The sequence below is a fragment of the Phaeobacter sp. JH20_02 genome (assembly GCF_048056915.1).
In the GTDB taxonomy this organism is placed as follows: Bacteria; Pseudomonadota; Alphaproteobacteria; order Rhodobacterales; family Rhodobacteraceae; genus Phaeobacter; species Phaeobacter bryozoorum.
This window is the reverse complement of sequence record NZ_JAYMVP010000028.1, coordinates 94,497-121,448: the sequence shown is the minus strand read 5'-3', so window position 1 is coordinate 121,448 and position 26,952 is coordinate 94,497. Positions and strand designations below refer to the sequence as shown.

At 59.9% G+C, this 26,952-nt stretch carries 18 protein-coding genes and 1 tRNA gene; 12 read left to right on the top strand and 7 right to left on the bottom strand.

The genetic code is table 11. The features are described 5' to 3' along the window. Positions 1-17 precede the first annotated feature (17 nt). Complete coding sequence (locus VWY34_RS14605; protein ID WP_416545917.1) at positions 18-1,271, top strand: AGE family epimerase/isomerase; 1,254 nt, start codon at positions 18-20, stop codon at positions 1,269-1,271. A 227-nt stretch (positions 1,272-1,498) separates the two neighbouring features. Here the strand turns inward: VWY34_RS14605 and VWY34_RS14600 are convergent. Continuing rightward, a tRNA-Asn gene (locus VWY34_RS14600) sits at positions 1,499-1,573 on the bottom strand. Positions 1,574-2,030: 457 nt separating this feature from the next. On the opposite strand from VWY34_RS14600, the gene VWY34_RS14595 reads away from it, so the two are divergent. After that, positions 2,031-4,976 (top strand): hypothetical protein, encoded by a 2,946-nt coding sequence (locus VWY34_RS14595; protein ID WP_416545915.1) that lies wholly within the window; start codon positions 2,031-2,033, stop codon positions 4,974-4,976. Between the two features lie 26 nt (positions 4,977-5,002). Here VWY34_RS14595 and VWY34_RS14590 read toward each other — a convergent pair whose 3' ends face one another. From VWY34_RS14590 to VWY34_RS14580, 3 genes are all read right to left on the bottom strand, one after another. Further along, positions 5,003-6,466 (bottom strand): phosphatase PAP2 family protein, encoded by a 1,464-nt coding sequence (locus VWY34_RS14590; RefSeq protein WP_416545913.1) that lies wholly within the window; start codon positions 6,464-6,466, stop codon positions 5,003-5,005. A 133-nt stretch (positions 6,467-6,599) separates the two neighbouring features. After that, a complete protein-coding gene (locus tag VWY34_RS14585; protein ID WP_416545911.1) occupies positions 6,600-8,372 on the bottom strand; it encodes an adenylate/guanylate cyclase domain-containing protein in 1,773 nt (590 codons plus the stop codon). A 122-nt stretch (positions 8,373-8,494) separates the two neighbouring features. Then, positions 8,495-8,983, bottom strand: a complete 489-nt coding sequence (locus tag VWY34_RS14580; RefSeq protein WP_340545668.1) for an Lrp/AsnC family transcriptional regulator — start codon at positions 8,981-8,983, stop codon at positions 8,495-8,497. A 94-nt stretch (positions 8,984-9,077) separates the two neighbouring features. Here VWY34_RS14580 and VWY34_RS14575 point away from each other — a divergent pair, with 94 nt between their 5' ends. Further along, complete coding sequence (locus VWY34_RS14575; RefSeq protein ID WP_416538794.1) at positions 9,078-10,283, top strand: methionine gamma-lyase; 1,206 nt, start codon at positions 9,078-9,080, stop codon at positions 10,281-10,283. Between the two features lie 104 nt (positions 10,284-10,387). After that, positions 10,388-12,781 (top strand): transketolase-like TK C-terminal-containing protein, encoded by a 2,394-nt coding sequence (locus VWY34_RS14570; protein WP_416545909.1) that lies wholly within the window; start codon positions 10,388-10,390, stop codon positions 12,779-12,781. A 253-nt stretch (positions 12,782-13,034) separates the two neighbouring features. On the opposite strand, the gene VWY34_RS14565 is transcribed toward VWY34_RS14570, so the two are convergent. Beyond that, on the bottom strand, positions 13,035-14,018 hold the full coding sequence (locus VWY34_RS14565) for a helix-turn-helix transcriptional regulator (RefSeq protein ID WP_416545907.1): 984 nt from the start codon (positions 14,016-14,018) through the stop codon (positions 13,035-13,037). Positions 14,019-14,066: 48 nt separating this feature from the next. Between VWY34_RS14565 and VWY34_RS14560 the strand changes: the two genes are divergently transcribed. Then, complete coding sequence (locus tag VWY34_RS14560) at positions 14,067-14,561, top strand: DUF1579 domain-containing protein (RefSeq protein WP_340545664.1); 495 nt, start codon at positions 14,067-14,069, stop codon at positions 14,559-14,561. Between the two features lie 240 nt (positions 14,562-14,801). On the opposite strand, the gene VWY34_RS14555 is transcribed toward VWY34_RS14560, so the two are convergent. Then, positions 14,802-18,053, bottom strand: a complete 3,252-nt coding sequence (locus VWY34_RS14555) for a chemotaxis protein CheB (RefSeq protein WP_416540138.1) — start codon at positions 18,051-18,053, stop codon at positions 14,802-14,804. 262 nt (positions 18,054-18,315) lie between these two features. Between VWY34_RS14555 and VWY34_RS14550 the strand changes: the two genes are divergently transcribed. The 7 genes from VWY34_RS14550 to VWY34_RS14520 all read left to right on the top strand — a co-directional run bounded on the left by VWY34_RS14550 (position 18,316) and on the right by VWY34_RS14520 (position 25,020). Continuing rightward, complete coding sequence (locus VWY34_RS14550; protein ID WP_416545905.1) at positions 18,316-18,993, top strand: hypothetical protein; 678 nt, start codon at positions 18,316-18,318, stop codon at positions 18,991-18,993. A 622-nt stretch (positions 18,994-19,615) separates the two neighbouring features. Then, the gene (locus VWY34_RS14545; RefSeq protein WP_416534892.1) at positions 19,616-20,752 is read left to right on the top strand and encodes an ABC transporter substrate-binding protein; all 1,137 of its coding nucleotides are present in this window, start codon (positions 19,616-19,618) and stop codon (positions 20,750-20,752) included. Between the two features lie 100 nt (positions 20,753-20,852). Next, positions 20,853-21,773: a branched-chain amino acid ABC transporter permease gene (locus VWY34_RS14540; RefSeq protein WP_340545660.1), complete on the top strand. Its 921-nt coding sequence runs from the start codon at positions 20,853-20,855 to the stop codon at positions 21,771-21,773. Further along, entirely contained in the window at positions 21,773-22,756 is a 984-nt protein-coding gene (locus VWY34_RS14535; RefSeq protein WP_416545903.1) for a branched-chain amino acid ABC transporter permease, read from the top strand. The genes VWY34_RS14540 and VWY34_RS14535 overlap by 1 nt, the downstream gene beginning before the upstream one ends. Then, a complete protein-coding gene (locus VWY34_RS14530; RefSeq protein WP_416540141.1) occupies positions 22,749-23,519 on the top strand; it encodes an ABC transporter ATP-binding protein in 771 nt (256 codons plus the stop codon). Before VWY34_RS14535 ends, VWY34_RS14530 begins: the two co-directional genes overlap by 8 nt. Next, positions 23,516-24,205 (top strand): ABC transporter ATP-binding protein, encoded by a 690-nt coding sequence (locus VWY34_RS14525; protein WP_340545657.1) that lies wholly within the window; start codon positions 23,516-23,518, stop codon positions 24,203-24,205. The genes VWY34_RS14530 and VWY34_RS14525 overlap by 4 nt, the downstream gene beginning before the upstream one ends. A 71-nt stretch (positions 24,206-24,276) precedes the next feature. After that, positions 24,277-25,020: a glycosyltransferase family 2 protein gene (locus VWY34_RS14520; protein ID WP_416545901.1), complete on the top strand. Its 744-nt coding sequence runs from the start codon at positions 24,277-24,279 to the stop codon at positions 25,018-25,020. A gap of 56 nt (positions 25,021-25,076) precedes the next feature. Here the strand turns inward: VWY34_RS14520 and VWY34_RS14515 are convergent, their stop codons facing one another. Further along, positions 25,077-26,627: a trimethylamine methyltransferase family protein gene (locus tag VWY34_RS14515; protein ID WP_416545899.1), complete on the bottom strand. Its 1,551-nt coding sequence runs from the start codon at positions 26,625-26,627 to the stop codon at positions 25,077-25,079. Positions 26,628-26,952: the final 325 nt, after the last annotated feature.

The window sequence follows — 26,952 nt, the reverse complement described above, 5'->3', positions numbered from 1 at the left end:
CACAAAGGAGAGTAGCCATGGTCACGCCGAACCCTGCCGGAGCGCTGGATGCAGCCGGTTTCTGGCTGGACGACCCGGATCACCGCGCTTTTCTGATAGCGGATGCTCGCCGGCAACTGGGTTTCTTTTCTGCGAGTCTGGGCAAGGGACCGGGCTTCCATACCCTTGATGCCGCCGGTCAGCCATTGCCGGACAACACACAGGAGCTGCACACAACCACGCGTATGGTGCATTCCTACGGGCTGGCGCATATCTGCGGCTATGCCGGTGCCGACCGGATCATTGACCATGGCATCGCCTATCTCAACAGTCATCATCGCGATCCCGTCCATGGCGGGTATCTTTGGGCGATGAAGGGCGACACGGTCGCTGATGATCGCAAACTGGCCTATGGGCATGTCTTCGTGCTGCTGGCGGCCTCAACTGCCAAGCTGGCCGGGCATCCAGGTGCGGATGCGTTGCTGTCGGATGTCGCCGAGGTGCTGGACCACAGATTCTGGGAACCGCAGGCGCAGCGCTTTGCTGATGAATGGAACCGGGACTGGACGCCGTTTTCATCCTATCGCGGCATGAACGCCAATATGCACGGGGTCGAGGCGCTGCTGACAGCCTACGAAGCCACCGGCGAGTCGATGTTCCTCGAGCGAGCGGGGCATATTCTGGCTTTTTTTGTCGGTGATATCGCCGGGCAGGACGGCTGGAGACTGCCAGAGCATTATACCGAGGAGTGGCAGATTGATCGCCCCTATGCCGGTGATCCGATGTTTCGGCCTGCGGGCACCACGCCGGGCCATTCCTTTGAGATGGGGCGGCTGCTGTTGCAGCACTGGGATCTGGCCGGACGGCAGGATCCAGGCGTTCCATGCCGCGCCCGGAAGCTGATCGAGCGGGCCCTGGCGGACGCCTGGCTGCCGGATGGCGGATTTGCCTATACGCTTGACTTTGAGGGTAAGGTTGCGATGACCAACCGCTTCTGGTGGCCGGTAACCGAGGCCATCGGCGCGGTTGCCGCTTTGATCAGGCTGGACGCCCGGGCCGAGGACGAGCTGTGGTATCGCCGCCTCTGGAGCTTTGCACAGGCCCATTTCATTGATGAAGAGCGCGGTGGCTGGTATCCCGAGATTGACCAGGCGGGGCAGGTGACCCAGACGATTTTTACCGGCAAGCCGGATATCTACCACGCGCTTCAGGCCTGTCTGTTGCCCATGGGCGCCTTGCAGTTGGGCCATGTGTCAGGGCTGAAACAATTGCCGACACCGCTGTTGTCCTGAGCACGGTGCGCACCTGAAAAAAACCGGTCCGATCACCCATCCATCTGCCGCTAGTGCAGCGCCTTGGCCCGGACATTGGTGAGCCCCGCTCGGCCCGGACTGTACCTGCGCCGGGCGTCGCAGGGCGGCCGACATTATCGCGAAATATCGACGCGATGACACCGTAAAAAATCCCGACATCAACCAAATAAGGGCTTAGCGAATGAACGCTAAGCCCTTGGAAACTTTGGCTCCGGCGGTAGGGATCGAACCTACGACCAATTGATTAACAGTCAACTGCTCTACCGCTGAGCTACGCCGGAATGTGGGGCTGATATATGGCGTGCATTCTGGCGCGTCCAGAGAAAAAATGCCCTCGCCTCAATTTTTTTGACAGCTCGATCGCGCAGGGTTTTTGGCCGTGGCGGGGCTGGGGCGATTGGCGGTCTGCGCCGCGTGATGGCCATCAATATTCCGTCGTCCGGCGATACGGGGCGTGCTGCCGCGCGGCTACTTTCCGCATCGAAACTGTGGTAGGCTTACCGGATGGGGATCTTTCGATCTTGCAAAGCGACCGGCGCTGCGGGTGTCGGGAGACGCGGCTGGACAAGCCAATCTCAGCAGGAGAGACGAGATCGAAAATACCAGAGCCGAAGAGGCGGGACCGCGCGGCTGAGTGCGGCGGTGTTCCCCCGCAAATGGGCCATCCCTGAGGGTGTCGAGCGATAATTTTGACACAGACAGAGCATCGCCAAGGGCGTGTGCTCGAAGGGGGACGACATGGCGAAAGTGACATTTCCGGGACGTTGGCCGCCGTCGGCAAATCTTGCCAGCAGCACGGTGAAGGCCTGGCTGCGGTACGAGCGCCAGTATCCGGGTTCGCGCCGCCCGTCGCGGCTGATTTCACATCCGACGGCCCCTTATGTCGCAGAGGCCACCGCCGGGGCGGCTGACGGGCCGATCAATCTGGCTGCGCTGACCGGCGCGGCGGCCGACTATCTGAAACACCTGAGAGCCTATGTGAACGCGACAACTCCGCCTCTGGGCGCGGCGGACCCGATGCTGGACCTGATTGCAGGTGTCGCCTCCGCTGGAAGCCTGCTTCACTGGTGCGATATCTGGCCGGAAATTGATGGGCCGTCGACCCGGTTGAAAGGGCAGATTGCCAGTTGGAACATGTCACGCAATCCGAAGGGCGCGATGCCGGGCACCGTGATCCTGGTCGCGACCGAGGGGATCGAGAACCCATTGCTCTCGTCGTTCCTGATGCGGTTTCCCTCAGCAGGATTTCGGGTGCCGGTTGAGGTGCGCCAGACAACACACGGCTTTGATCTGATCATCCGCGGTCTGACAGCTGAATTCCCAGGCGGTGCAAATCGCGCGCTGTCGGCGATCCTGGCCAACAGCAGTGCTGACGAAAAACAGTCCATTCTGAGCCGGTTGGCGCAGTCATTGTCAAGCGTTCCGATCGGGTTTCAGGCTGCAGATGATCCTGCAACGGCCGAACCGCAGGCCGCTACGGATACCGGCGATTTGCCGACGGCATCGACCACCGATGATACTGCGGACAGCGACACGGGCGGCGCCGCGCCCCCGGTCGTATCAGCGCCGCGCATGATGTCGATGCTTGAGGAAACTATCGCCAAACAGGCGGGGGTGGAGGCGCGGTCGCTGTTGTTGCAGGATATCCAGTTTTCGGCGGAACAGGACAATGTCGCTGCGGGGGCCTGGGAGATGACGCTGGTCCTGCTGGCGCGCGGGCAGGAGACAACGCGCGGCGCGCCGCTCAGCTATCGGCTGACGGTGCGTCTGCGGTTACAGGACCTCGCTCAGAACAGCGTCGAAGTTGTGTCGGTGACGCGGGTGCCGCTGGTGAGCCATGCAGTGGCAGGTGGTGGCCCCCGGGTGCCGGAGCTGGAGCCATTTGTGCGGGTGTTCCCGGTGCCGCCACCGGATTGGCGCGGGCACCCGGCGCCGCCCTTGTCCTGGCGGCGCCCCACGCGGCCGGACAAGATCCTTGACCTGTTCCGCGAAAATCGCGCGATTAAGCTGGATCTGGGGATGAAGATGCAGCGACCGGCCTATGTGGTGCGCAATTGCCCGCGTTTTGTGCCGGGTGATGGTCACGGCGATCTGCCCAAGCCGCTGCCGCCGATGGATGTGTCAGATGTGCCGCCACGCCGCAACCTGTCCACCGCAATCAGCGCCTATTGGCATAGCACGGTGTTCTTTGACAGCATGAGCGGGCTGGGTTTGGCACCGGATGCCTATGTTGCGACGGCGGACGGACCGCTGGCCGTGCATTACCGCTCGGGCATCGTGCCCGGACCCGGCAGAAGCGGTCGGACAATCAACGCGCAGGTGCGTTACGACGTGGCTCCAGATGCCGCCCAGCAGAGCAAGCCGAGCATCGACATGCATCTGGCGCTGGCCAATCTCAACCGCTGGGCCAGGGTCAAGCCGGGGACGCCAGATAGCCAGCTGGAGCCGCTGGGCATCGCCAGCAGCGGGCGCTGGATGCTGCATGAATTCGGTCATTACCTGCTGGCGGCGCGGATCGGGCAGCTTGAGTTCGATTTCGCCCATAGCGCCGGCGATTCCCTGGCGGCGGTTTTCTTTGACCCGTTGTCGGATCTGTCCAGCCCGGCCTATCCGGGCGATGCACGGATGCGGGGCTGGACCTTCCCGTTTGTCTTTGCGCCACGGCGGCATGATCGCACCCCGGCCATGGGCTGGGGCTGGTACGGTCTGCTGAACCGCTCGGTTGTTGAGGATCCGCCCAAGTCCGGCACCGAGCATAAGGCCTATCTGACGGAGCAGATCCTGTCGTCGTCATGTTTCCTGCTTTACCGCGCGCTTGGCGGCGATACGCTGGCAGGGAGCGACGCCGATTGGGGGCAACGCACCCGCGCCTCCGATATGACGCTGTATCTGCTGCTGCAGGCAATGGCAGGTCTGGCGCAATCGCCGTCGCGCGCTGAAATGCTGGAGGTTGGGATGGAAGCCGCAGGCTGGGGTGCCCCGGCGTTGGTTCCGCTGCCCAGAGGCGGGGCGGAGTGGCAGCCGGCAACCTCGCACAAGGTGACACGATGGGCCTTTGAAACCATGGGCATGTTTCCGGCGAACCCGGAGAAGATCAGCAGCAAGGCAGGAGCGGCCCCGGTGGTGGATATCTACATCCTCGATCGCCGCGCCGATGTTTTTCCAACTGGTGATGGCCCGGTGACAGTGGGGCGCGGCAGCTATCTGCCGGTCTCGCTGCACTGGGCGCAGGATGCTGATTGGGTGATGCCGGGACCGGTGCCGGATCTCGGTAACCGGGGAACGGTCGCGGCGCAGGGTGCAGGGCTGCGCGTCTGGGGCGGCTGGGTCCTGAACGATAAACCGATCTCGCAGATTATGGACCGAAGCATCCTCTGGAGTCCGCATCCGCTTGCGCTGGGGCCTTGTGACATCGGCCCGGATCAGCAGGCAGCATCGGATCTGACGCAGAATGACGCGCAGCAGATCACGCAGCTCTGTAAAGATACGCGCAATGCAGCACCCGCAGGGCTGCAGCTGGTGTTTTTCTATGAGCTGACCCATGTGAATGACCGCGCCAACACCGACCCCGCAGCGGGACTGGCGCCGCAGATCGGCGCAGGCGAAACCCCGCCACAGACGGTGCAGGCCCTTGTCGATCTGGTCGCCTGTGACAACAATCTGGGCCTGCACATGATCGGCTAGGGTCGGAAGCCAAGAGGTCCCGGAGCTCAGGCGATTTCGCCCGAAACCCACGGTGTCGGCCATTCTGTCTTGGCCTTGTCAAGGATACGGTGCAGCGTCGGAACATTGAGATGTGCCCAAGGGACTGGCCCGGCGTTCGGATCAACCGGCGCGCGGTCCATCATGCAATACCAGATCCCCGCCGCGATATGGCGGCCCGCGGTTGAATCCGACGGGTAGTGCACGCCGATCCGCTCGCGGTTCACCGCGATCCGGTTGGCCATGGTCAGCAGCGGCGAGGCGATAACGTTGGTGCCAAGCAGATCGTCATAGGTCGGCTTGCGCATCAGAGTGCCTGCCGGGATCTGGATATTGGTTCCCGTGCCATCGGACTCATAGCCCCTCACCACGCCAAATCGCTGTGCGATGCCCGGAACCTCCAGCAGTAGCAGCGACAGGAAATGGGCGAGAAAGGCGTGGCCGCTGGGAAAGGCAGGATGGGCAGGCGGACCAAATGGCACGGTTAGCCCCGGACGCAGAATTGAGGGGCGGACCCGCTTGTAATGGGCTTTGTAGCTCATATAGGCGACATTGCCGACCGCCAGTCCCAGATCAATAAGCTTCAGCGTGAAGGGGTGATCAAAGCTGTTGGCCCCCAAAAAATGGATCAGATAGGCCGGCAGGCCATCGGCCTGAATGTCGCATTCGACCATATATTGCTGACGATCATCCTCCATATACATCTTGAGCACTTCCAGCTCGGCGACGATGATCTCAAAGGCCTCCTTGGCGGCGTCCTGAGAGTCCGTTGGGGTTCCGGTTTGGACATAGCGCCAGCGCAGATCGTTTTGTTCCAGCCAGCGGTCGCCGACATGGGCGGGATGCCAGTTCTGGTATTGCGATGCGAATTCCAGTGCTGCCATGGTGCCGGGTTCGGATCTGTCCGCCGCCCGCAGCCATTCCCCGAGGTTCGGGTCAAATGGCAGCGCCCAGAACCGCAGAGCAGGATCCCAGTCCTCGGTGATCCATTCCAGCGCGATAGGGTATTGCGGTTGCGGCGGTGTGCCTTTGTCCTTTGGGATCTGATAGGGTGTGATGATCATCGACAGCGGGAAGGGATCGCCACCGTTGTTGTCCGGGCTGAAATCCAGCGTCCAGGGCAGAAGTCCCAGCTCTTTGGGCGTTGCGTAGTAGCTGCGCAGAATGCCGATGCCGACGTCTGCGCCATTGCCCAGAAGATAGCCGTTATCCTCAATCCCTAATCCCAGACCCGCGCCAAGCCCCAGACCGTTGCCGAGGCCCAGACCATTGCCGAGACCCAGGCCAAGTCCTTGACCTGCGCCCAAACCCAGCCCGTTGCCAAGTCCTAATCCCAGGCCGTTACCCAGCCCCAGACCATTGCCCAAGCCGAGGCCGTTGCCAAGCCCAAGACCATTGCCCAAACCAAGACCGAGCCCAAGTCCCAGACCAAGCCCGTTCGACGACGCTTGCGAGTTGCCATGTCCAGCCATCAGTAATCCCCCTTAAACCGTTGAATACGTGTTAAAAACAAACTGTGTGACTGCGCGTGTTGGTGCTCTGCCGGTCTGCCTCTTGATGTCCTTCCTGCTTGTCGGGTTGCCCCGATCATTGTTGTTCCAAATCCTAATCAGGCAGCCCTGCGCGTGTCAGACCATCGGTCAGACGACCCAGGGCTTCCTTTGATTTCAGCGGATACCAGGTCGCAAATTTCGATACCGAAAATCCCGGATCCAGTTCGATTATTTCTCGGCCCACCTTGCGGGCGCTCTCGGTCTGCCCGCTGAGCGCAAAGGCGGCGGCGAGCAGCCGGAGGCTGGCCATGAACCGCGGTTTGTTGCGGCGGGCGTTCTTCAGGAACCGGATCGCTTCAGGCATGTTGCCATCGACAAATTCAGCAAGGCCCGCAGCAGTCAGGAAGAAGAAGCTCAACGGATCATAGGGCGCCAGTCGCCAGACATTGAGCAACCGTTCACGGGCCTCGGCGCCGTCGCCAAGATAGGCATATGTCGTCGCACTCAGCCCCCAGGCCAGCGGCAGGTTCATGTTATGGGCCAGCGCATCCTCGAAGAGTTCCAGCGCATCCTCGGGACTGTTCTCATGCAGGCTGAGCACATGGGCGCGGATCGACAGGGTCAGCGCGTCATCAGGGTCCAGCTCGACCGCGCGGCGGGAATGGTTGATCATGGTCAGAATATCGTCGCGCGGGTTGTGGGAATACCCTTCTGCCAGAAAGAAATTCATGCACCAGGCCAGATAGGCGTGAGCCTGGGGGTAATTAGGGTCGAGAGACACGGCACGCTTCAACAGAGCGATGGCCTCTTCATAGCTGTAGTCATCCAGCTGATAGAGCCGCGCCAGCGCCCGCAGGACACATTTATAGGCGTCCAGGCTCTCTGTGCTGCGTGCGCTGATATGCTCCGCCTCGGTCGACAGCACCTTGGGTTCCAGCATGGCCAGAATGCTGGAGGCGATTTCATCCTGAAAGGCAAAAAGATCCTGCAGGTCACCGCGATAGGTCTGGGCCCAGATCGCCCGGTTGCGCAGAACATCCATCAATTCGACAAAGATGCGGAGCTGGTCGCCATGCTGGTCGACGGAGCCGGTCAGCAGATAGGCGACGCCCAGATTGCGGCCGATCTTGGCAGGGTTTTCCTTGCTACTGCGGAATTGCAGCGTCGAGGTGCGCGCCATGACGAACATGGTGCGGCTGCGGGAGACGCCGGAGATGATCTCCTCGGTGATGCCATCGCCGAAATACTGTTCCTCGGCCTGCGCACCGCGATCCTGAAACGGCAGGACCGCCAGCGTCGGGCGGTTTTTCCAGTCAGCATGAGGATGTAGCAGAACACTGTCGCCGCTGCTGCTGAGGACCTGATAGACGTGGACGGGCCGGTCAATATTCTTCAACAGCGGCGCGCCGAGGTCGTGAAACCTGAGCGACAGCTTCCCGCGGACGATATCGCGGACCATTTTGGTGACCACCACGGTGCCCGGATTGGCGAGCTGATGAATGCGCGAGGCGATGACAACACCGTCGGACTGCACTGTCCCCTCATCGTCGATCACATCGTCGATATTGACACCGATACGGATTTCCATCGGGTTCTCTTCGGTGACCTGCTGGCGCAACCGATCCTGAACAGCCATCGCCCAGAGCACGGCATCCGTGGCGCTGGTGAATTCGACCAGAAGCGCATCCCCGGCATCCGACCGACGCACGCCGCCATAGCGTTTCAGCTCATCCAGCAGCACGGTGTCGCGCAGCTCGCACCAGCGACGGACAGTCTCAGTTGTGCTGATCTCCATATGCCGTGTGTAGTCTGCCACATCGGCAAAGGCGAAAGCTGTCAGTCGCGTCGAGATCTTTGGAAACGTTGTTGGGATGGGCCTTTGCATGGATGATGTCCTGCCGCCAGTAGGGGGGCAGTATATCGAACGGTCGCGATTTTTAAAGAATGTAGACCGGCGGTTTGCGCATCTTTGCCAGCTATCTGCGAAATGGGCACCCTGCCGGATGATCAGCTTTGAGAGCTATCAACCTCAGGGTAGACGGCGGTCTTTTTCACCACACCGTAGACGAAACTGGTGTCAATCGAACTGATGCCGCCGATGGGATGCAGGCGCGCGCGTACGAAGCGTTCGTAATCTTCCAGATCGGCCACCACCACACGCAGCAGATAATCGGCAAGGCCAGTCATCACGAAACATTCCAGAACCTCAGGCGTGCCACGGATCTGGCGTTCAAAGTTGGCCACCACGCTTTCGGTATGGTTCTCCAGGCTGACCCGCACAAAGACCGTGACCGGCAGGCCATAGACCTTGGCATCAACGTCGATGCTATAGCCCTGAATGACATTGCTGCTTTCAAGAATGCGCAGCCGGCGCAGGCAGGGAGAGGGCGAGAGGTTGACCTCCGCCGCGAGATCGAGATTCGTCATCCGCCCATTGCGTTGCAAGGCCCGTATGATGCGTCTGTCCGTCGCGTCCAATTTTGGCTTCTCTGGCATATTATGCCAATCCTTATTCTGTCTGAAGGTAAATTAGCAACTAATCGCCCAGCTGACCATCCTAAGATGCTGGAAACACATTAGGGTGATTTTCATGAAAAAGACCGACTCCAGCTTTTCGACACGTGCAATCCACCATGGCTATGACTCGCAGTCGCAGCAGGGGGCGTTGAACCCGCCGCTTTATCTGACCTCGACCTTTACCTTCGACTCCGCTGAGGCGGGCGGCGAGATGTTCACCGGTGAGCGCGAGGGGCATTTCTACAGCCGCATTTCCAACCCGACACTTGACCATCTGGAGCAGCGCATCGCCAATCTTGAGGGCGGCGAAGCCGGGCTTGCGACCGCTTCCGGCATGGGCGCAATCACCTCGACCCTGTGGTCGTTTCTAGCGGCCGGGGATGAAATCATCCTAGACAAGACACTATATGGCTGCACGTTTTCCTTCATGACCCACGGGCTGCCACGATTTGGCGTCAATGTGCGTCTGGTCGATATGACAGATCCCTCAAATCTGGCAGAGGCGATCAGCCCGAAAACCAAACTGGTCTATTTCGAAACCCCGGCAAATCCCAACAATCGCCTGATCGACATCGCGGCGATTTCCGAGATCGCGCATAAAGCTGGCGCAAAGGTGGTTGTCGACAACACCTTTGCCACGCCGGTGATCACACGCCCGATCGAACTGGGCGCCGATATCGTGGTGCATTCGGCAACGAAATTCATCAGCGGCCATGGCGATGTGATCGCCGGTCTGGTTGTCGGCTCAAAGGAGGACGTCACCCAGATCCGTCTTGTCGGGCTGAAGGATATGACCGGTGCGGTGATGTCACCCTTTAGTGCGATGCTGTTGATGCGCGGTTTGAAGACGCTTGAACTGCGGATGGAGCGTCACTGCAAATCCGCCCGCAAGGTGGCTGAGGCGCTGCAATCCCACCCGGCGGTGGAGCGGGTCTATTACCCTGGCCTTGACGGCTTTGCACAGAATGAACTGGCCGCGCGGCAGATGTCGGGCTTTGGCGGGATGATCCCCTTTGAGGTTGTTGGTGGCAAGGCTGGCGGTATCGCCATGATGAACCGGCTGGAGCTGGTCCAGCGCGCGGTGTCGCTGGGCGACGCCGAAACGCTGATCCAGCACCCGGCCAGCATGACCCATTCGACCTATACCCCCGAAGAGCGTGCAGAACATGGCATTGCCGAGGGGCTGCTGCGGATGTCAGTTGGGCTTGAAGGTGTCGATGATATCATCGACGATCTGATGCAGGCGCTGTCCTCGCATAACGCTTACGCCGCCGCCTGAGTATGGCGGCCCCTGGTGGGGTGTTTCATTCCGCCAGATTTGACAGGTCCCCTCCGCATTCGTGCGGGAGGGAGAGTATCTTCACCTAATCAATGAGTTGACCCATGACCTCTTCAGTGGCCGCGCCGATACCTTCCTCCGAAACGCTCAAGACGATCGAGCAGCGGCTATTGTGGCTGTCCCACTGGATGATCCACAACGCCAACCACCTGCGCCCCAAGGCGGACGGCATCAAGGTTGGCGGTCATCAGGCCAGCTCGGCTTCTATGGTGTCGATCATGACCGCGCTCTACTTCAGCGCGCTGCGGCCAGAGGACCGGGTGGCGGTGAAACCCCATGCCTCGCCGATCTTTCATGCGATCCAGTATCTGATGGGCAACCAGACCCGCGAGAAGATGGAAAACTTCCGGGGCTTTGGTGGCGTGCAGAGCTATCCGAGCCGCACGAAGGATATTGATGACGTGGATTTCTCCACCGGCTCCGTGGGGCTTGGGGTGGCGATCACTTCCTTTGCGTCGATGGTCCAGGATTATGTTACCGCGAAATCCTGGGGATCCGATGCGCCAAAGGGGCGGATGGTCGCGCTTGTCGGCGATGCCGAACTGGACGAGGGCAATGTTTACGAATGCCTTCAGGAGGGATGGAAGAACGACCTGCGCAACACCTGGTGGATCATCGACTATAATCGCCAGTCGCTGGATGGGATCGTGCGCGAAGGGCTGTTTCAGCGGATCGAGAAGATCTTCGACGCCTTCGGCTGGGATGTGGTAAAGGTGAAATACGGCGCCTTGCAGCGCGCCGCCTTTGAGGAGCCGGGCGGTGACAAGCTACGCCAGTGGATTGATGACTGTCCCAATCAGACCTATTCGGCGCTGACCTTCATGGGTGGTGCTGTCTGGCGTCAGCATCTGCTGGATGATCTGGGCGATCAGGGCGACGTCAGCGCGCTGATCGAGCGCCGCTCCGATGCAGAGCTGGCAGCCTTGATGGAGAACCTCGGCGGCAACTGCGTTGCGACCATGGCCGAGACATTTGCCGCCATCGACCATGACCGCCCGGTCTGTTTCCTCGCCTATACGGTCAAGGGCTGGGGCACACCCATTGCCGGCCACAAGGACAATCACGGCGGGCTGATGAACAAGACCCAGATGGCCGAATGGCAGCGCTATATGGGGGTTGCCGAGGGGCAGGAGTGGGAGCCCTTTGCGACCGTGCAGAACCCCGCTGCATTGCAGAGTTTTCTGGATCAGGTGCCGTTTTTTGCAAAAGGGGCGCGGCGTTATCACGATGCCCGCCTGCCGGTGCCGACAGTCGAGGTGAAAACCGACCGCGAGATGTCGACCCAGATGGGCTTTGGCAAGATCCTCGATGATCTCTCCAAAGGTGACAGCGACCTTGCCGCGCGCATTGTGACCATGTCGCCGGATGTGACGGGGACCACGAACCTTGGCCCCTGGGTGAACCGGCGCAAGCTCTTCGCACATAAGGCGCAGGCGGATGCCTTTATCGAACACAATATCCCCTCAACCGCGAAGTGGGAGTTCACGCCAGAAGGCCAGCATATCGAGCTGGGCATCGCCGAAATGAACCTGTTCCTGCTGCTGGGGGCTGCCGGCCTGTCGCAATCGCTGTTTGGCAAGCGGCTGATCCCTATCGGCACGGTCTATGATCCCTTTGTGGCGCGTGGCCTCGATGCGCTGAACTACGCCTGTTATCAGGATGCCCGCTTCATGATCGTGGGCACGCCTTCCGGCGTGACCCTGGCGCCGGAGGGCGGTGCGCATCAATCCATCGGCTCACCCCTCATCGGGATGAGCCAGGACGGGCTGGCCGCCTTTGAGCCGGCTTTTGTGGATGAGCTGGCGGTGATCATGGAATGGGCCTTTGATTATCTTCAGCGCGACGGCGAGGGCGATCCGGATGAACGCACCTGGCTCCGGGATGAGACCGGCGGTTCGGTCTATCTGCGCCTGACCACCAACCCGATTGAACAGCCGGGCAAGCGGGTTGATGACGCCTTCCGTCAGGGCGCGATTGATGGCGCCTATTGGCTGAAGCAGCCGGGGCCGAACTGCGATGTGGTGATTGCCTATCAGGGGGCGGTTGCGCCGGAGGCGATCAAGGCCGCTGCCGCCATCGGCGAGGGACGCCGCGATGTCGGCGTTCTGGCGGTGACCTCGGCCGACCGGCTGAACGCAGGCTGGACTGCTGCGCAGCGGGCCCGGGCGCGCGGTGTGCCGCAGGCACAAAGCCATGTCGAGGCATTGCTGGCGGAGCTGCCGCGTCACTGTAAACTGATCACGGTGATCGACGGCCACCCGGCGACGCTGAGCTGGCTGGGCAGTGTGCAGGGCCATCAGAGCATTCCGCTGGGGGTCGAGCATTTCGGTCAGACCGGCACCATCGCCGATCTCTATCGCCACTTCGGCATTGATGCGCAGGCGATCACCGAAGCGGCCGATGGGCTGACCGCAGGCAGACGGCTGAAGGTCGTATAGCAACCTCGACCCAATGCAGCGCCAGCCCTGACCGATTGGCAAAGGTAGGAAAGCGGCAGCCATCCGTGCGCCCCGGCGCATCCCATCGCGCAGGCCCCGCCACCGCCCGCTGGTATTTTGAGGCCAATACAAAACGGCTCCCGAAGTAATCTTCGGGAGCCGTATGTGCTGAAGGTCGGCAGGCGGGCCAAGCGGGAGTTCGGTGCCGTGGCATAGGGTGCCCCCTATCTGCACTACGTGGGCTTCGGCGAAATCACGATACGTATAGATCGATAACTTTGCGGGCCTCAGCGATCACCTCTTCGCGAAATGCGGCTGGTCCATGGACCTCGGCCTCAGCACCCAGAGATAGAACGTCACGGATGGCCTTTACGCCAACCTCCATTTGTACGTTTACGCAGAACCATCCTTTTCGTTTCGGGATCAGAGCAGGGGACTGCGGTGCAAAACCCATTTCGTTCAACATGCGCAGGCCTGTTGAACTGACATGAAGTGCAACGGATTGAGACTTCAGCCGGTGCTCGAAATCTGCGATCCAGCTGTTCCAAAAGGCGCTGATATCAAAAGTCGTCGGGCGTGAGAACGTGTCGTCAAGAACCTTGATACTCCGGATATTTGCAATCTTGTAGACACGTGGGGTTTCGACGAGCGCAACGAGATACCAGTTACCGGCTTTCAGGACAATCGCCAGGGGCGATACAACGCGGTCCACGACGCCTTTCCAGCTCTCGTATTCTATCGACAGTCGCCGTTCATTCCACACCGCAGAGGCAACCTCAGACACAAATGGAGCAGTGTCCTTCTTTCGATACCAACCCTGCGGATCCAACAAAAACCGCTCGGAAACAACAACGGCCTGATCGCGCGCGGGACCAGAAAGCGAAGCCATGATTTTTAGCTCTGTTTGGCTCGCAGCTTTCAGCAAACCCAGATCATCCAATGCGGAACCAAGCCCGGCCAGCAGCAGGCTGCGTGCTTCATCCGCATCAAGGCCTGTCAAACGGGTCTGGTATCCATCCATCAACCGATACCCGCCGCCTCGTCCCCGCTCGGCGAAAACCGGAACACCTGCATAGCTCAGCTGATCGATGTCCCTGTGGATCGTGCGCAAGCTGACCTCAAACTCATCGGCCAATTGCTGTGCCGTCATCAGGCCGCGGGTTTGGAGAAGCAACAAAATTGACAGTAAACGCGAAGATTTCATCTGCTCTTTCAAAAACATGACACGAAGTGTCATGTTATGTCGTTCATAAGCACTCTTGTCACGAAAGATAAGGGAGACACCATGCACACCGATCGCGACCCCACGGCGACAACCGCTGTTGAGAATGATTTTGACTTCATGTTCGGGTCTTGGACTGTAAAGCACAGACGCTTGAAGGAGCGGCTAACCGGCTGCGATGATTGGGAGGTTTTCGATGGCCTTTCGCAAACTCAGCCAATTCTTGCAGGCAATGGAAATATTGAAGACAACTTTGTCGGGTTTCCTGGGCAGCCTTATCGCGCGATTGCGTTGCGAAGCTTCGATCCTGGTTCAGGGGTGTGGGCAATCTGGTGGCTCGACGGTAGATCACCCCACATGCTTGATACGCCGGTAAAAGGTGCATTCACAGGAGATATCGGCGAATTTCGCGCCAATGACGTGTTGAATGGGCAGCCTATAATAGTCAGATTTCTTTGGAAAAAAGGGCCGGTGCCGCGATGGGAGCAGGCGTTTTCAACCGACGATGGAACCACATGGGAAACCAACTGGACGATGGACTTTACACCGGCTGCCTGAAGAACGACAGGGTTCTGCCGGATAACGGGCTTTGGGACGGAGCGCAGAAACGGTCAAAGCGGGCCCACAACCGCCGCTGAGGAATACGCAGCATCCTTCACGAAAAGCCGGTGTTGATTTGGATAACACAAAGCCCGGACCGCAAGATGCGCTCCGGGCTTTTGATCTTTTCGTCGCAGATGGTGTGGCCACGACGCCAAGAGCCGGTGATTGGCTCTGCGGGCGTGTCATGAACTGCCGTCAGCTGGCGTCGGCATCGACCTCGCGAAAGATGCCGACCAGTTTGGTGACGTCCCCGTTGTCATCGCGGATCGCCATGCCTTTGCTTTCGACGCGAATCTCGACGCCGTCCTTGCGGATCAGGCGTTTGACAAAGCGGAAGCCTTCACCGCTTTCGATGGCTTCGGCGACATTGCGTTTGACGTCCTCGCGATCATCGGGATGGAAGAAGGCAATCGCGCTGTCGATATCCGGCACATAGTTCTCTGGCGTCACACCGTGGATCTCATAGACCTTCGGTGACCAATAAGGGGCCTGAGAACCGGAATCGATGGACCAGAAACCGATCCCGACCATCTCCTGTACCAGTTCGGCCTGTGCCAGCAGCGCCTCGGCGCGCTGGCGGGCCTCGACGGTTTCGGTGACATCGGTGCCGATGGTGAAAACCGTCGGCTCTCCGGTGATATGGTGCGGGAAGCGATGCCGGTCCATGTTGATCCAGCGCTCTTCGCCGCCATCGGCCAGTGTCACCTGACGCAATTCACTGTCAAAGCCTTCGGGCTCGTCCAGGACCGCGTCGTCCTGCTCGAACATCTCCTTGCCCGCGTCATTGTCTTTGATGAGTGAAAACACATTTTTCGACAATGCCTTGTCACGGCTGAGGCCCAGCAGCTCAGCATAGGCCTCACTGATGCGCAGGATTTCACCGCTGCGGGTCCGGTTCAGCAACAGCAGTTTCGAATTGTCGAGGATCATCTCCATCTCATGCGCCATGCCGGGGAATTCCGACACCACCATGGTGACGCCAAGGATCTGCCCGTTGACATCGAAGTAGGGCGAGCAGGTCAGCCGGATACGGGTGCCGCGCGAAGTGAATTCCTCGGTGACGGTCTGGCCAAGGCGCAGCGCCTCGCTACAGATCGGCGCCAGGATCGGGAATCCTTCGGGCAGGGCGCATTGGCTGATGTGCGGGCTGGAGATGGGCCGCCGGATGTTGAACATCCGGGTCGCCGCCAAAGTCGCCTGAGTGATCTGAAGCGCGCTGTCGGCAACAACGATCGCCAAGGGCGTGCTTTCGAGCACAGAAATCAGCTCGCCGGTGCGTCCGCTCAGCTCGGACGCCGTCACCTGCAATTCCTCGTTGACGGTGATCAGCTCCTCGTTGGTGGACTGGAGCTCCTCGTTGGAGGTTTCCAACTCTTCGTTGGTGGCCTGCAACTCTTCATTGGTGGATTGCAGTTCTTCGTTCAGCGATTGCAGCTCCTCATTCGAGGTTTCAAGCTCCTCGATGGTCTGCTGCAGTGCTTCGCGGGTGGTTGCAACCTCATTCTCCAGATTGCGGATCCGCTCAAATGTCGCGTCACCTTCCTCGCCGACGAACGGAGCCTGATCGATCTTGGACCGGTCTACGGTCACCGGGGTGAACACCACCAGCGCTGCACGTTCGCTGATCTCCTTGGCCACGATCGGGTAGACGTCGAGCCGGATTTCCTCATCGTCAGTCTCGGCAAGAAGGTGGCGGACACCGCCCTTATGGGAGCCGTTCTTCAACGCGATGGTGATCAGGCTGCGGGCTTCTTCGCGCAGCGGGCTGCGCAGCAGATCAAGGTGCATCCGCAGCGAACTGGTCTCATTCACCTCAATGAACTGGCTGACCGAGCCATAGACACGCGCGATGGAGAAATCTTCGGTCACCAGCAGGGAATTCTTGCCCAGCGACTGCGCCAGCGCCTCGAACAGCTGGCGATCGGTTGATGGCGCCTGCTGCGATGGCGGCTTGATGGTTGGACGCTGCACCATCATCGGGATCGACGGCATGTTATAGGGCTGCTGCGACTGATGGGCACGCAGGGAGCGTTTGCGATAGACATGACTGGCTGAGCGGTCCTGCACAAACAGCTCATCCGATCCGGCGACGCTTTCTGCGGTGCCGAGGAACAGCAGACCATGCGGTGACATCGCGTAGTGGAAGCGCGACATGACCTTTTGCTGAAGCGGATTGCCAAAATAGATCAGTAGGTTCCGACAGCAGATCAGGTCCACCTTCTGAAATGGCGGGTCCTGGCAGACGTTGTGGTCCGAAAACAGAACCGCATTGCGCAGATTATCGACCACCCGGACACCATCGGTCTGCCGGATAAGGTATTTGTCAGCCAGCTCCGAGGGGATGTCGTTGAGTGCGGCGAGGCTATAGACTCCCTTACGGGCCGTCTTCAGCGCGTCCTTGTCGATATCCGTGGCAAAGATCTGGACCCGTGACTTCAGCTGGTTGGTCGGATTGCCGAGCGCCTCTGACACGACCATGGCGATGGAATAGGCTTCCTCGCCGGTGGCGCAACCCGCAACCCAGATCCGCAGGGGGCCGGGGCCGCGATCCTTGATCAACTGCGGCAGCAGAGTCTTCAGAAGCTCGAATTCCTCGCGATCACGAAAGAACCGGGTGACGGAGATCAGGAGATCCTTGAACAGCGCATCCACCGCATGGGGGTTGTTGCGGCAGAACTGCGTGTATTCCTCCTGGGTTTCGATCCCCAGGGCGATCATCCGCCGCTCGATACGACGGCTGATTGTTGTCTGCTTGTAGTCGCGGAAATCGACGCGGGTGCGCGCAAGAAGGATCTGCAACAGATCCGAAACCGGTGAATCCCTCAGACTGTTTTCGTGGCGAAACGAGGAAAAGTCACGCGGCGAGGAAAGGATCTTCTGTAGATTGGTGCCAATATCCTGCGGCCGCAGCACCAGATCAACGCAGCCGGTCTGCACCGCTGCTACCGGCATGCCGTCGTATTTCGCGCTTTCGGCGTCCTGTGCAATGGTGATGCCGCCGGCCTCGCGGATGGCCTGCACACCATAGGCCCCATCGCTGCCGGTGCCGGACAGGATGATCGCCATAGAGTTGTCGCCGTTCTGCTCCGCCAGGCTGACCAGAAAGCGGTCGACCGAGGGGCGCGGGGTGCCGGGTTCGGCATTCGGATCCTGCAAGAGATGCAGACGGCCTTCGGAGAAGATGACATCGCTTTTGGGCGGCGTGATATACACGACATTCGCTTCCGGCACGGTGCCGTTTTCGATGGTGCCAACTTTCAGCTGGGTCTGCCGCGCCACCAGCTCGGTCATCAGGCTTTTGTGGTGTGGTGACATGTGTTGCACAACAACATAGGCGGCAGGCGCATCCACCGGGAGAGTCGCGACGAGCTCTCGGATGGCTTCCAGTCCACCAGCGGACGACCCGATTCCGATGATTGTCAGGTCATTCTTCGTTTGCGTTGTCATATGCGTGCCTATCGTCTACCTTATGTAAACCTCTTATCCTCTAGATCGATGTCAGGTCCATGGCAAATCCCGATCGGACTGTGGTTTTGACCGGACGATGTGTCTACCGTCACGGTTGAGCAATCGAGGAGGCAACACAATGCAATTAATGGTTGTATAAAGCTTGACGTGGAATGTTACTCCAAACTACGCTGCTTAAACGGTTTGTAAACTACTCCTAACTACATATTAAAGACATCTCCAGTTATACAGGTTGGGTGTAATGAACGTTGTTGCCATGACTGACAATATGGATGCTGGAGAGGATCAGCGCAGGTTCATCGTGAACCTTATGGCTCAGAAGGGGCAGCTGCCCTTTGTCCGCTCTTGCGAAGTGGTCAGCCCGACATTCCGCAATCGCACATCCTTCGTCAAATCACTGGCGCTGGAGGACGTCTTTTGCGACTCGATCGCCGAGGGGTTGAACGACTGCGTTAAGATGCTGTCGGGCGACACACAGGTGATATCGCTGCCCTCGCTGATACTTGAAGTTCCGGGGCTCGTCCTTGCCGGGGCGCATATCCTGACAACGGTCGACGATGACGGCAGCCAGTCCATTATTATCAGGTTCCGGATCAGCCTTGGCGGTATTGGCTATGCGTTCCGCCCCGACGTGGGCTTTGGTGCCGGGCTTGAAGATCTGACGCGTGAGGTGAGCGCACAGGTGCTCACCGATCTTGCGCTGCCATTGCTGAATGTCCTTTCGGCGACCGAGGCGGGTCTGGTCGATGCCGAAACCGCAATCGGCTCGCTCAGCCGGCAGCTTGCGGATCGTGTCCATGAGATTCGCTTCCAGATCGAACTGGTGAAGCGCTATACAGACGGGTTGGAACGGCAGCGCAACAGCTGCACCGCCCCAGAACCCGCGCCAAAGCAACTGCGTCAGCTCAGCTCCGGCTGACACTTGCACCGCAAGGGGCGTTAATCCCGCAATGTCGCTGCAAATGATGGCTCCACATCTTCTGATACCTGGCGTCAATCGTCATGGTAGCGGCTCTGCTTGCGGATCTAGGTGCAATGGATTCCACCGCTGAATATAATGCCTTACCAAACGGGCGGAGACGCAAGGCCGGTTGAGTGAATTGCCTGACAGGGTTGTATTCAGCCGTTCTTATCGGGCGGTTCAACAGCCTGTATTCATGGCAATGCGGGGGCGGGGCGCCTGCGCTGACCACAGGCCTTCTCCCCAAGGGCGGAACGAATACCTCGCTTGCATGGACGTGTCACGTCAGGAGGCGCGTCAGCTCCCGTAAGTTTTAAGGTTAGATATTTTAATCTTGAAATAAATATCCACTTCGGCCTAGGCTTGCCAAAGCGGCCGGTGCAACGGCCGGTGGACGGAGCGCAGCCCGATGGGTGTGCGGGGATCTGGACGGCAGCCATATGCTGACCGCTGTCATCGTGGCAATGCCATACATTCCCGCAAAATGCTGGCGCCGCGCGGTCCAATCGGAAAGAGTAAGCAGCGAAGAGTCACCACAGAAGTGACCTTCATTGCTCAGATAGATCAGGGAGATGGACCAATGACGACACTTAAGACCATGGCGCTTGCCGCAGCGGTTTCGACGCTGGCCTTGGCCGCCGGCGCCGAGACAAAGATTGGCATGATCACAACGCTATCCGGCGGTGGTGCTGGACTGGGTGTCGACGTGCGCGACGGCTTCATGCTGGCAATGGAACAGGCCGGCCGCGACGACATTGAGGTGGTCATCGAGGATGATCAGCGCAAACCAGAAAGCGCCGTACAGATCGCCGACCGCATGATCCAGTCCGAAAAGGTTGACATCATGACCGGGATCATCTGGTCCAACCTTGCAATGGCAGTGGTGCCCGCGGCGACGGCTCAGGGCGTGTTCTACCTGTCGCCCAATGCAGGCCCCTCCGCATTGGCGGGCAAGCGCTGCCATGAGAATTATTTCAACGTCGCCTGGCAGAATGACAACCTGCACGAGGCAGCAGGTGCCTATGCCAATGACGCGGGCCTGAAAAACAGCTACATCCTCGCCCCGAATTACCCCGCAGGTCAGGACGCGCTGACCGGCTACAAGCGCATGTATAAAGGCGAATTGGCGGGCGAGACCTACACCAAGCTTGGCCAGACCGACTATGCCGCAGAGATTGCCCAGATCCGCGCATCCGGTGCCGACAGCGTCTATTTCTTCCTGCCCGGTGGCATGGGGATTTCATTCCTCAAGCAATACGCCGACAGCGGTGTCGATCTGCCCGTTGTAGGTCCGGCCTTCAGCTTTGATCAGGGGATCCTGCAGGCAGTCGGCGGCGCCGCGCTTGGGATCAAGAACACCTCGCAGTGGAACAAGGATCTCGACAACCCAGCCAACACGGCCTTTGTTGCGGCCTTTCAGCAGAAATACGAGCGTCTGCCGTCGCTCTATGCAAGCCAGGGCTATGACACTGCCAACCTCATCCTGAGCGCGCTGGACAAGGCAAGTGTCGATGACAAAGACGCATTCCGCGCCGCGCTGAAGGCGGCAGAGTTCGATTCCGTCCGGGGAGATTTCAAATTCGGCGACAACCATCACCCGATCCAGAACATTTATGTTCGTGAAGTCATTCAGGAAGGCGATGTCTACACCAACAAGATCATCGCAACAGGTCTGGAAAATCACGCCGACGCCTATGCGGCAGACTGCAAGATGTAAAACCATCTGAGTGATGCGGGCCAGTGGAGGACACCGGCCCGCATATCACAAACCCAGTTGTTGCGGAGGCACGCTGCCTCTGCCTTGGTGGAACTGTCACATGTCCCTCATTCTAATATTGGAGCAGATCCTGAACGGATTGCAGTTCGGGGTGATGCTCTTCCTCATGGCGGCTGGCCTGACGCTGGTCTTCGGCGTCATGGGGCTGATCAATCTGGCGCATGGTGCGCTTTATATGGTTGGCGCCTTTGCCGCTGCCATTGTCGCGGGCTGGACCGGTTCCTTTGTGCTTGCGCTGGTGGCCAGTCTCGCTGCCGCCGCAGCCGCCGGCGCGCTGGTCGAACTTCTGGTGATCCGCAAGCTTTATGATCGGGATCATCTGGATCAGGTGCTGGCGACCTTTGCGCTGATCCTCATATTTTCCGAAGGCACACGCTGGGTCTTTGGCTCCTTTCCACTGTTCCTCGATGTGCCGAGCTACCTGTCGGGGCCCGTCACCCTGCCGGGCGGTATTCAATATCCACTCTACCGGCTGACGATCATCCTGATCGGGCTGGTGGTGGCGGCTGGTCTGTTCTGGCTGATCGCGCGCACGCGCATCGGCATTCAGATCCGTGCAGGTGAGAATGATCGCGAGATGATCGCCGCACTTGGTGTAGATATTTCAAAGCTCTACACGCTGGTCTTCGCGCTTGGGGCAGCGCTTGCGGGCCTCGCCGGCGCATTGGTCGGGGCCATCCAGTCGGTCCAGGTCGGCATGGGAGAGCCCGTGCTGATCCTGGCCTTTGTGGTGATTGTCATTGGCGGCATCGGCTCGATCAAGGGGGCGCTGGTCGGCGCGCTTCTCGTCGGGCTGACGGATACACTTGGCGGGGTGTTCCTGCCGCAGTTCTTTGGCCTGTTCATGGAACCTGCAAGCGCGACATCCATCGGAGCATCGCTTGCGTCGATGCTGATCTACATCCTGATGGCCGCAATCCTGTTGGTGCGCCCATCCGGTCTATATGGGGGACAGCATTGATGGCGCACGAAAAACTGTTGAACGCGGCGGTGATCCTGCTGCTGTTGGGAATTCCGCTCTGGGCGCATTTCGCCGGCGACCCCTTTGTGATCACGCTCGCCACCAAGGTGGCAATCCTGGCGCTGGCAGGCGTCGGGTTGAACATCGCACTTGGCATCGGCGGGCTGGTCAGCCTGGGCCACGCGGCGTTCTTTGGAATTGGCGGCTATGCGATGGGGATCCTTGCCGCCCATGCGCAGAACTACGAGCCGCTGGTACAGTGGCCGATGCTGATAGAAGGCACCAACCAGATGCCGGTCATTTGGCTGGTCGCGGTTCTTGTCAGTGCCTTTGCTGCATTGGTCATTGGTGCGCTTAGCCTGCGCACATCGGGTGTCTATTTCATCATGATCACCTTGGCCTTTGGTCAGATGCTGTATTACTTCGCCATCAGCTGGACCGCCTATGGTGGCGAGGATGGTCTGTCGATCTGGGTGCGCAATGAATTCCCCGGCCTCAACACATTGGTTCCATTGCAGTTCTTTCTGGTCTGCTATGTGATCTTATGTGCTGCGCTGTGGTTTGCGTCGCGTCTGGCGCGGGCGCCTTTTGGTCTGGCGCTGGCAGCTGCGCGGCAATGCGAGGCGCGGGTGGAGACGGTCGGGATTACGCCCTACAAACTGCGGCTGACGGCTTTTGTCATCTCTGGCGCGATCACCGGTCTGGCGGGGGCGCTATTTGCGGATCTGAACCGCTTTGTCAGCCCGACCATGCTCAGCTGGCACACCAGCGGCGAGATCATGATCTTTGTCATCATCGGCGGGGTTGGCCGCCTGTTTGGTCCGGTCATCGGCGCGGCGCTGTTCATCCTGCTTGAACACTTCCTCGGCGGGATCAGCGATTATTGGCAGATCTACCTTGGCGGTCTGTTGCTCATCATCGTGCTATATGCCCGCGGCGGCGTGATCGGCGCAATCAGCGGACGGGAGGTCGCCCATGACTGAGGTGCAGAGGTCAGAGCAGGTTCTGAAGGTCAGCAATCTCAGCAAATCCTTCGGCGCATTGCAGGCGAGCAAGAACATATCGCTTGATCTTCGGGCGGGGGAAATTCATGCGCTGATCGGTCCAAATGGAGCAGGGAAATCCACACTTATCAAACAGATATCCGGTGAACTTCGACCGGATAGCGGATCAATCACCCTGCTAGGCCAGCCGGTTGACGAACTGGATCGCGTGGCGCGGGCGCGGATGGGGCTGGGCCGGACCTTTCAGATTTCGGCCCTCGCGATGGAGTTCACGGTGCTGCAAAACGCGGTGCTTGGCGCATTGGGCGCGCGGGGCGGCGTGTTCCGGTTCCTGGGCAATGTCATGAAGGACAAGGCGCTGGTGGCACAGGCAGAGCACGCATTGGACCGTGTCGGACTGAGCAATGAGGCAGCGCGGCGCACGGCAGATCTCTCTCATGGGCAGCGCCGCCAGCTGGAGGTGGCCGTTGCGCTCACCATGGCGCCTAAGCTGTTTTTGATGGATGAACCCATGGCCGGGCTTGGCGCTGGCGGATCACAGGCGCTTACCGGGTTTCTCGACCAGCTGCGACAGGAGGCGCCAATCCTGTTGGTGGAACACGATATGGATGCGGTTTTTGCGCTTGCTGATCGGATCAGCGTCCTGGTCTACGGAGAGGTGATCGCAACCGGCACCACCGATGAGATCCGCAACCACCCCGAAGTCCGCCGCGCATATCTGGGTGAGGAGGAGGCGGTATGACGCTGTTATCGCTTAAGAACGTCACGGCCTCTTATGGTCCGTCTCAGGCCTTGTTTGGGGTCGATCTGGAGATCGGCGAAGGTGAGGTTGTCGCGCTGATGGGGCGCAATGGGATGGGCAAATCAACCACGATCAAGACCATCTGTGGAATGTTGCCCGCAAGCGACGGGACGCTGTCCTTCGCCGGACAGAACCTGCGCAAACTGCCATCGCACAAAATTGCAAGGCTCGGCGTTGGTCTGGTGCCGGAGGGGCGGCGATGCTTTGCACCGCTGACAGTGGAGGAGAACCTGACCGCCGCGGCGCGTCCGGGCCCATGGGATTTTTCCATGGTTGCGGATCTTTTCCCCCGTTTGGCGGAGCGTCGCGATCAGACGGCGTCCTCCCTGTCGGGCGGAGAGCAGCAGATGCTGGCCATCGGACGCGCGCTGATGATCAACCCAAGACTATTGATACTGGATGAGGCAACCGAAGGTCTGGCCCCGGTGGTCCGTCAGGAGATCTGGGCCGCCATTGCCCGACTGAAACGCGATAGCGGCCTTGCAATCCTGGTGGTGGACAAGACCCTGCGCGAACTGGCGGCCGTGGCGGATCGCGCGGTGATCCTGAACAAGGGGGTGACCGTCTGGACCGGCGGCATGGCCGCGCTGACGCCCGACTTGAAAGACCGCTATCTGGGCGTCTAGGCGCTGCCGCGGCTTGGACTTGTGATCTGGCTTTGCTAGGCAGGGCAAAACCCCCGGCCAAGGAGCCTGACATGCCCGCCATCACCCTCTGCATTCCGGCCTACGCAATGGGCGGCGACGGTGCGCGCTACCTTCAGGACTCCTTTGAGCACCTTTGCAATCAGAGTTTTACCGACTTTGATATCGTCGTCTCCGATCAATCCGATGACACCGCGGTAGAGGATGTTTGTCGATCCTACGAGGATCGTCTGTCGATCACGCATCTGTGGAACCGCGAGGGGCTGCGGCAGGCCTCCGCCAATGTGAACAACGCTATGGCCCATGCCACGGGTGAGGTGATCAAAGTGTTGTTTCAGGATGATTTGATTATTGATTCCAATGGATTGTCCCATATTCATGATGCAATGGGGCAGGGCGCTGACTGGTGTCTTTGCGGCTCTGGTGTGACGCGGGATGGCAGCAGCATCCTGCGCCCGATGGTGCCCCGTCTGAGCGCGCGTTTGCATTTTGGCAAGAATACCGTCTCAAGCCCCTCGGTGCTCGCAATGCGCCGCGCTTCGGCGCTGGAGTTTGACGAACAGCTGATCTGGCTGATGGATGTCGACCTGTATAAACGGTTGTGGGACACCTACGGCGACCCGGTCATTGTGCAGGGGACCATCATTGCCAATCGCATGCACGACGGGCAGGTCAGTGCCTCTGTCAGCAAGGCGCTGCGACAGAAGGAACTGCGCTACGTCGCCCGGAAATTTGCCCGCAGCACCACGCTGCGCGGCTGGCTTGAGTATCTGCGGCAGCGTCTGAAGGCGCTGTAATCCAAGGCATGGGGTGACGGGCAAATCGGCCTTTGCCCGTCAACTATCTCAATGGCTTAGCGGGGCAGGTGAATGTTGAACTGCTCACGTATCGCCTTGTCCAGAACCGGATCGAACTGTGCCTGCGATGGCTCCGCGAGGATCTCGAGCTTGCGCGCAATGGCCTTGGCCACGAGATCAGGTTTGTCGATCTCCACCCATTCCTTTGGCGATGTGCGATCGGCCAGAGCCGGGTAGATATAGTCGGTCTGCATACGTCCCAATGTCTGGTCCGACCCCAGATAATGCCCAGGCCCGCCCATACAGGTGGCGCGGATTGTCTCCAGGCTGACCGAATCTTCGTCAACCTCGATGCCGCGGACGCAGCGCAGGGCCTGCCCGATCAGATCATCCCCGAGGATCAGCGACTCCAGACAGAAGCCGAGCAGAGAGGCGTGCATTCCGGCGGCCTCGTAAACCATGTTCAGTCCTGACAATCCGGCCAGAACGTTGGAGCACATCTGCTCCCAGCCGGCCTGCATATCCGGCATCTTGGCATCGGCAATACCCGCTGCTGCGCCACCGGGCAGCCCGTAGAAGGCGTGCATCTGTGCACAGCCCGCCGATAGCAGTGCCTGTTCGCCGGAGCCGCCGGACATCGCGCCGGTGCGCAGGTCGGAGACAAAGGGCCAGGTTCCAAAAATCGCGGGCGCGCCGGGCTTTACCGCGTTGACGTAAACCAGCCCGGCGAGGCATTCGGCAACCGCCTGAACAATGGCGCCGGCTATCGGCGCAGGCGCGGTGGCGCCGGCCTGTCCGGCAGACAGCAGCAGAACCGGCATACCTGCAAGGATCACGGCCTCCATCGCCTGACAGCTTTCGGTGGCGAATTTCATTGGCGGCACAACAAAGCAGTTGGAATTGGAGACAAAAGGCCGTTCGCGCCAGGCCGCCTCTCCGCCCGCGATCATGTGCAGCATCTCCATCGCCGGCGCAACAAAGGCGGGATCCGAGAACGACGTCCCCACATGTTTGGTCGTGCCGGAGCAGCAGGCGTAGATAGTGTTCAGATCCATCTCGAGGTTATCGGTGATATCGCGCGCCACCATGGGCCGTTGCAGGAAGTGGATATTGTCCATCCTGTCGCAGATACGGGCGGCATCGTGCAGATCCTGAACGGTGCATTCGCGGTAGTTTCGCCCGTCGATCTCGACCAGATGGACGGCCGCACCCGCAGTGCCATAATGTACTTTGTTGCCAGAGAGATGCAGGTCGTTCTTCGGGTCGCGACCATAGAGGGTCACACTGCGATTGGCGTTGCGAATTGTATCTTCCACCAGAGCGCGCGGAAACCGGATGCGGCCGTCCTCGCCCTGGATACATCCTGCGGCTGTCAGATAGGCCACACCGGTTGGTGGTGCATCTGCCAGCCCGATCTGTTCCAGCGCGTCCAGGGCCGCCTGATGAATGCGTTCGACGCCGGCATCGCTGAGGGGGCGGTACTGCCCGCCTTCCAGTCCGGGGCGGACCGGGCGCAGGTGATCGGCAAGCGGCGCGGCACGGGCGGCACGACGGGCAGCGCGTCCGCCGCTACGGGCCGCACGAGGGGAGTTCGATTGATCTGTCATTGGGGTCTCTCAGGTTTTGGGGTCGGATCTGATGGGTTCAGATCCGCTGTGGCCGCCCCCGTGCCGCACGTCCGCGAGCCGCCCCGATCGTGCGGCCGATCAGGCTGATGATCCATCGCTCGCCTGACTGTGGTTCCATCTGGATGCCTGTCATGTCGACACTCCGCTTCACTCTGGACATCGTTGCACAGAAGGGGGGCGATTCTGTTCCATTTGCGACCAATGTGAAATTTGCGACAGAAATTTCACGCAGGTCTGGAATTCCCGACCGCTGGCAGCTGCGAGCGGGTTTGGAAAAAATCTAATTAATCAATGAGATTACGAT

What these genes read in the sequence shown, in the direction of transcription:
- VWY34_RS14605 (WP_416545917.1), top strand. Translation starts at nt 18, where the DNA reads ATGGTCACGCCGAACCCTGCCGGAGCGCTGGATGCAGCCGGTTTCTGG.
- VWY34_RS14590 (WP_416545913.1), bottom strand. Translation starts at nt 6,466, where the DNA reads ATGGCTGGACATGGCAACTCGCAAGCGTCGTCGAACGGGCTTGGTCTG.
- VWY34_RS14520 (WP_416545901.1), top strand. Translation starts at nt 24,277, where the DNA reads ATGCCCGCCATCACCCTCTGCATTCCGGCCTACGCAATGGGCGGCGAC.
- VWY34_RS14540 (WP_340545660.1), top strand. Translation starts at nt 20,853, where the DNA reads ATGTCCCTCATTCTAATATTGGAGCAGATCCTGAACGGATTGCAGTTC.
- VWY34_RS14575 (WP_416538794.1), top strand. Translation starts at nt 9,078, where the DNA reads ATGAAAAAGACCGACTCCAGCTTTTCGACACGTGCAATCCACCATGGC.
- VWY34_RS14565 (WP_416545907.1), bottom strand. Translation starts at nt 14,018, where the DNA reads ATGACACTTCGTGTCATGTTTTTGAAAGAGCAGATGAAATCTTCGCGT.
- VWY34_RS14525 (WP_340545657.1), top strand. Translation starts at nt 23,516, where the DNA reads ATGACGCTGTTATCGCTTAAGAACGTCACGGCCTCTTATGGTCCGTCT.
- VWY34_RS14530 (WP_416540141.1), top strand. Translation starts at nt 22,749, where the DNA reads ATGACTGAGGTGCAGAGGTCAGAGCAGGTTCTGAAGGTCAGCAATCTC.
- VWY34_RS14570 (WP_416545909.1), top strand. Translation starts at nt 10,388, where the DNA reads ATGACCTCTTCAGTGGCCGCGCCGATACCTTCCTCCGAAACGCTCAAG.
- VWY34_RS14560 (WP_340545664.1), top strand. Translation starts at nt 14,067, where the DNA reads ATGCACACCGATCGCGACCCCACGGCGACAACCGCTGTTGAGAATGAT.
- VWY34_RS14585 (WP_416545911.1), bottom strand. Translation starts at nt 8,372, where the DNA reads ATGCAAAGGCCCATCCCAACAACGTTTCCAAAGATCTCGACGCGACTG.
- VWY34_RS14545 (WP_416534892.1), top strand. Translation starts at nt 19,616, where the DNA reads ATGACGACACTTAAGACCATGGCGCTTGCCGCAGCGGTTTCGACGCTG.
- VWY34_RS14595 (WP_416545915.1), top strand. Translation starts at nt 2,031, where the DNA reads ATGGCGAAAGTGACATTTCCGGGACGTTGGCCGCCGTCGGCAAATCTT.
- VWY34_RS14515 (WP_416545899.1), bottom strand. Translation starts at nt 26,627, where the DNA reads ATGACAGATCAATCGAACTCCCCTCGTGCGGCCCGTAGCGGCGGACGC.
- VWY34_RS14580 (WP_340545668.1), bottom strand. Translation starts at nt 8,983, where the DNA reads ATGCCAGAGAAGCCAAAATTGGACGCGACGGACAGACGCATCATACGG.
- VWY34_RS14555 (WP_416540138.1), bottom strand. Translation starts at nt 18,053, where the DNA reads ATGACAACGCAAACGAAGAATGACCTGACAATCATCGGAATCGGGTCG.
- VWY34_RS14550 (WP_416545905.1), top strand. Translation starts at nt 18,316, where the DNA reads ATGAACGTTGTTGCCATGACTGACAATATGGATGCTGGAGAGGATCAG.
- VWY34_RS14535 (WP_416545903.1), top strand. Translation starts at nt 21,773, where the DNA reads ATGGCGCACGAAAAACTGTTGAACGCGGCGGTGATCCTGCTGCTGTTG.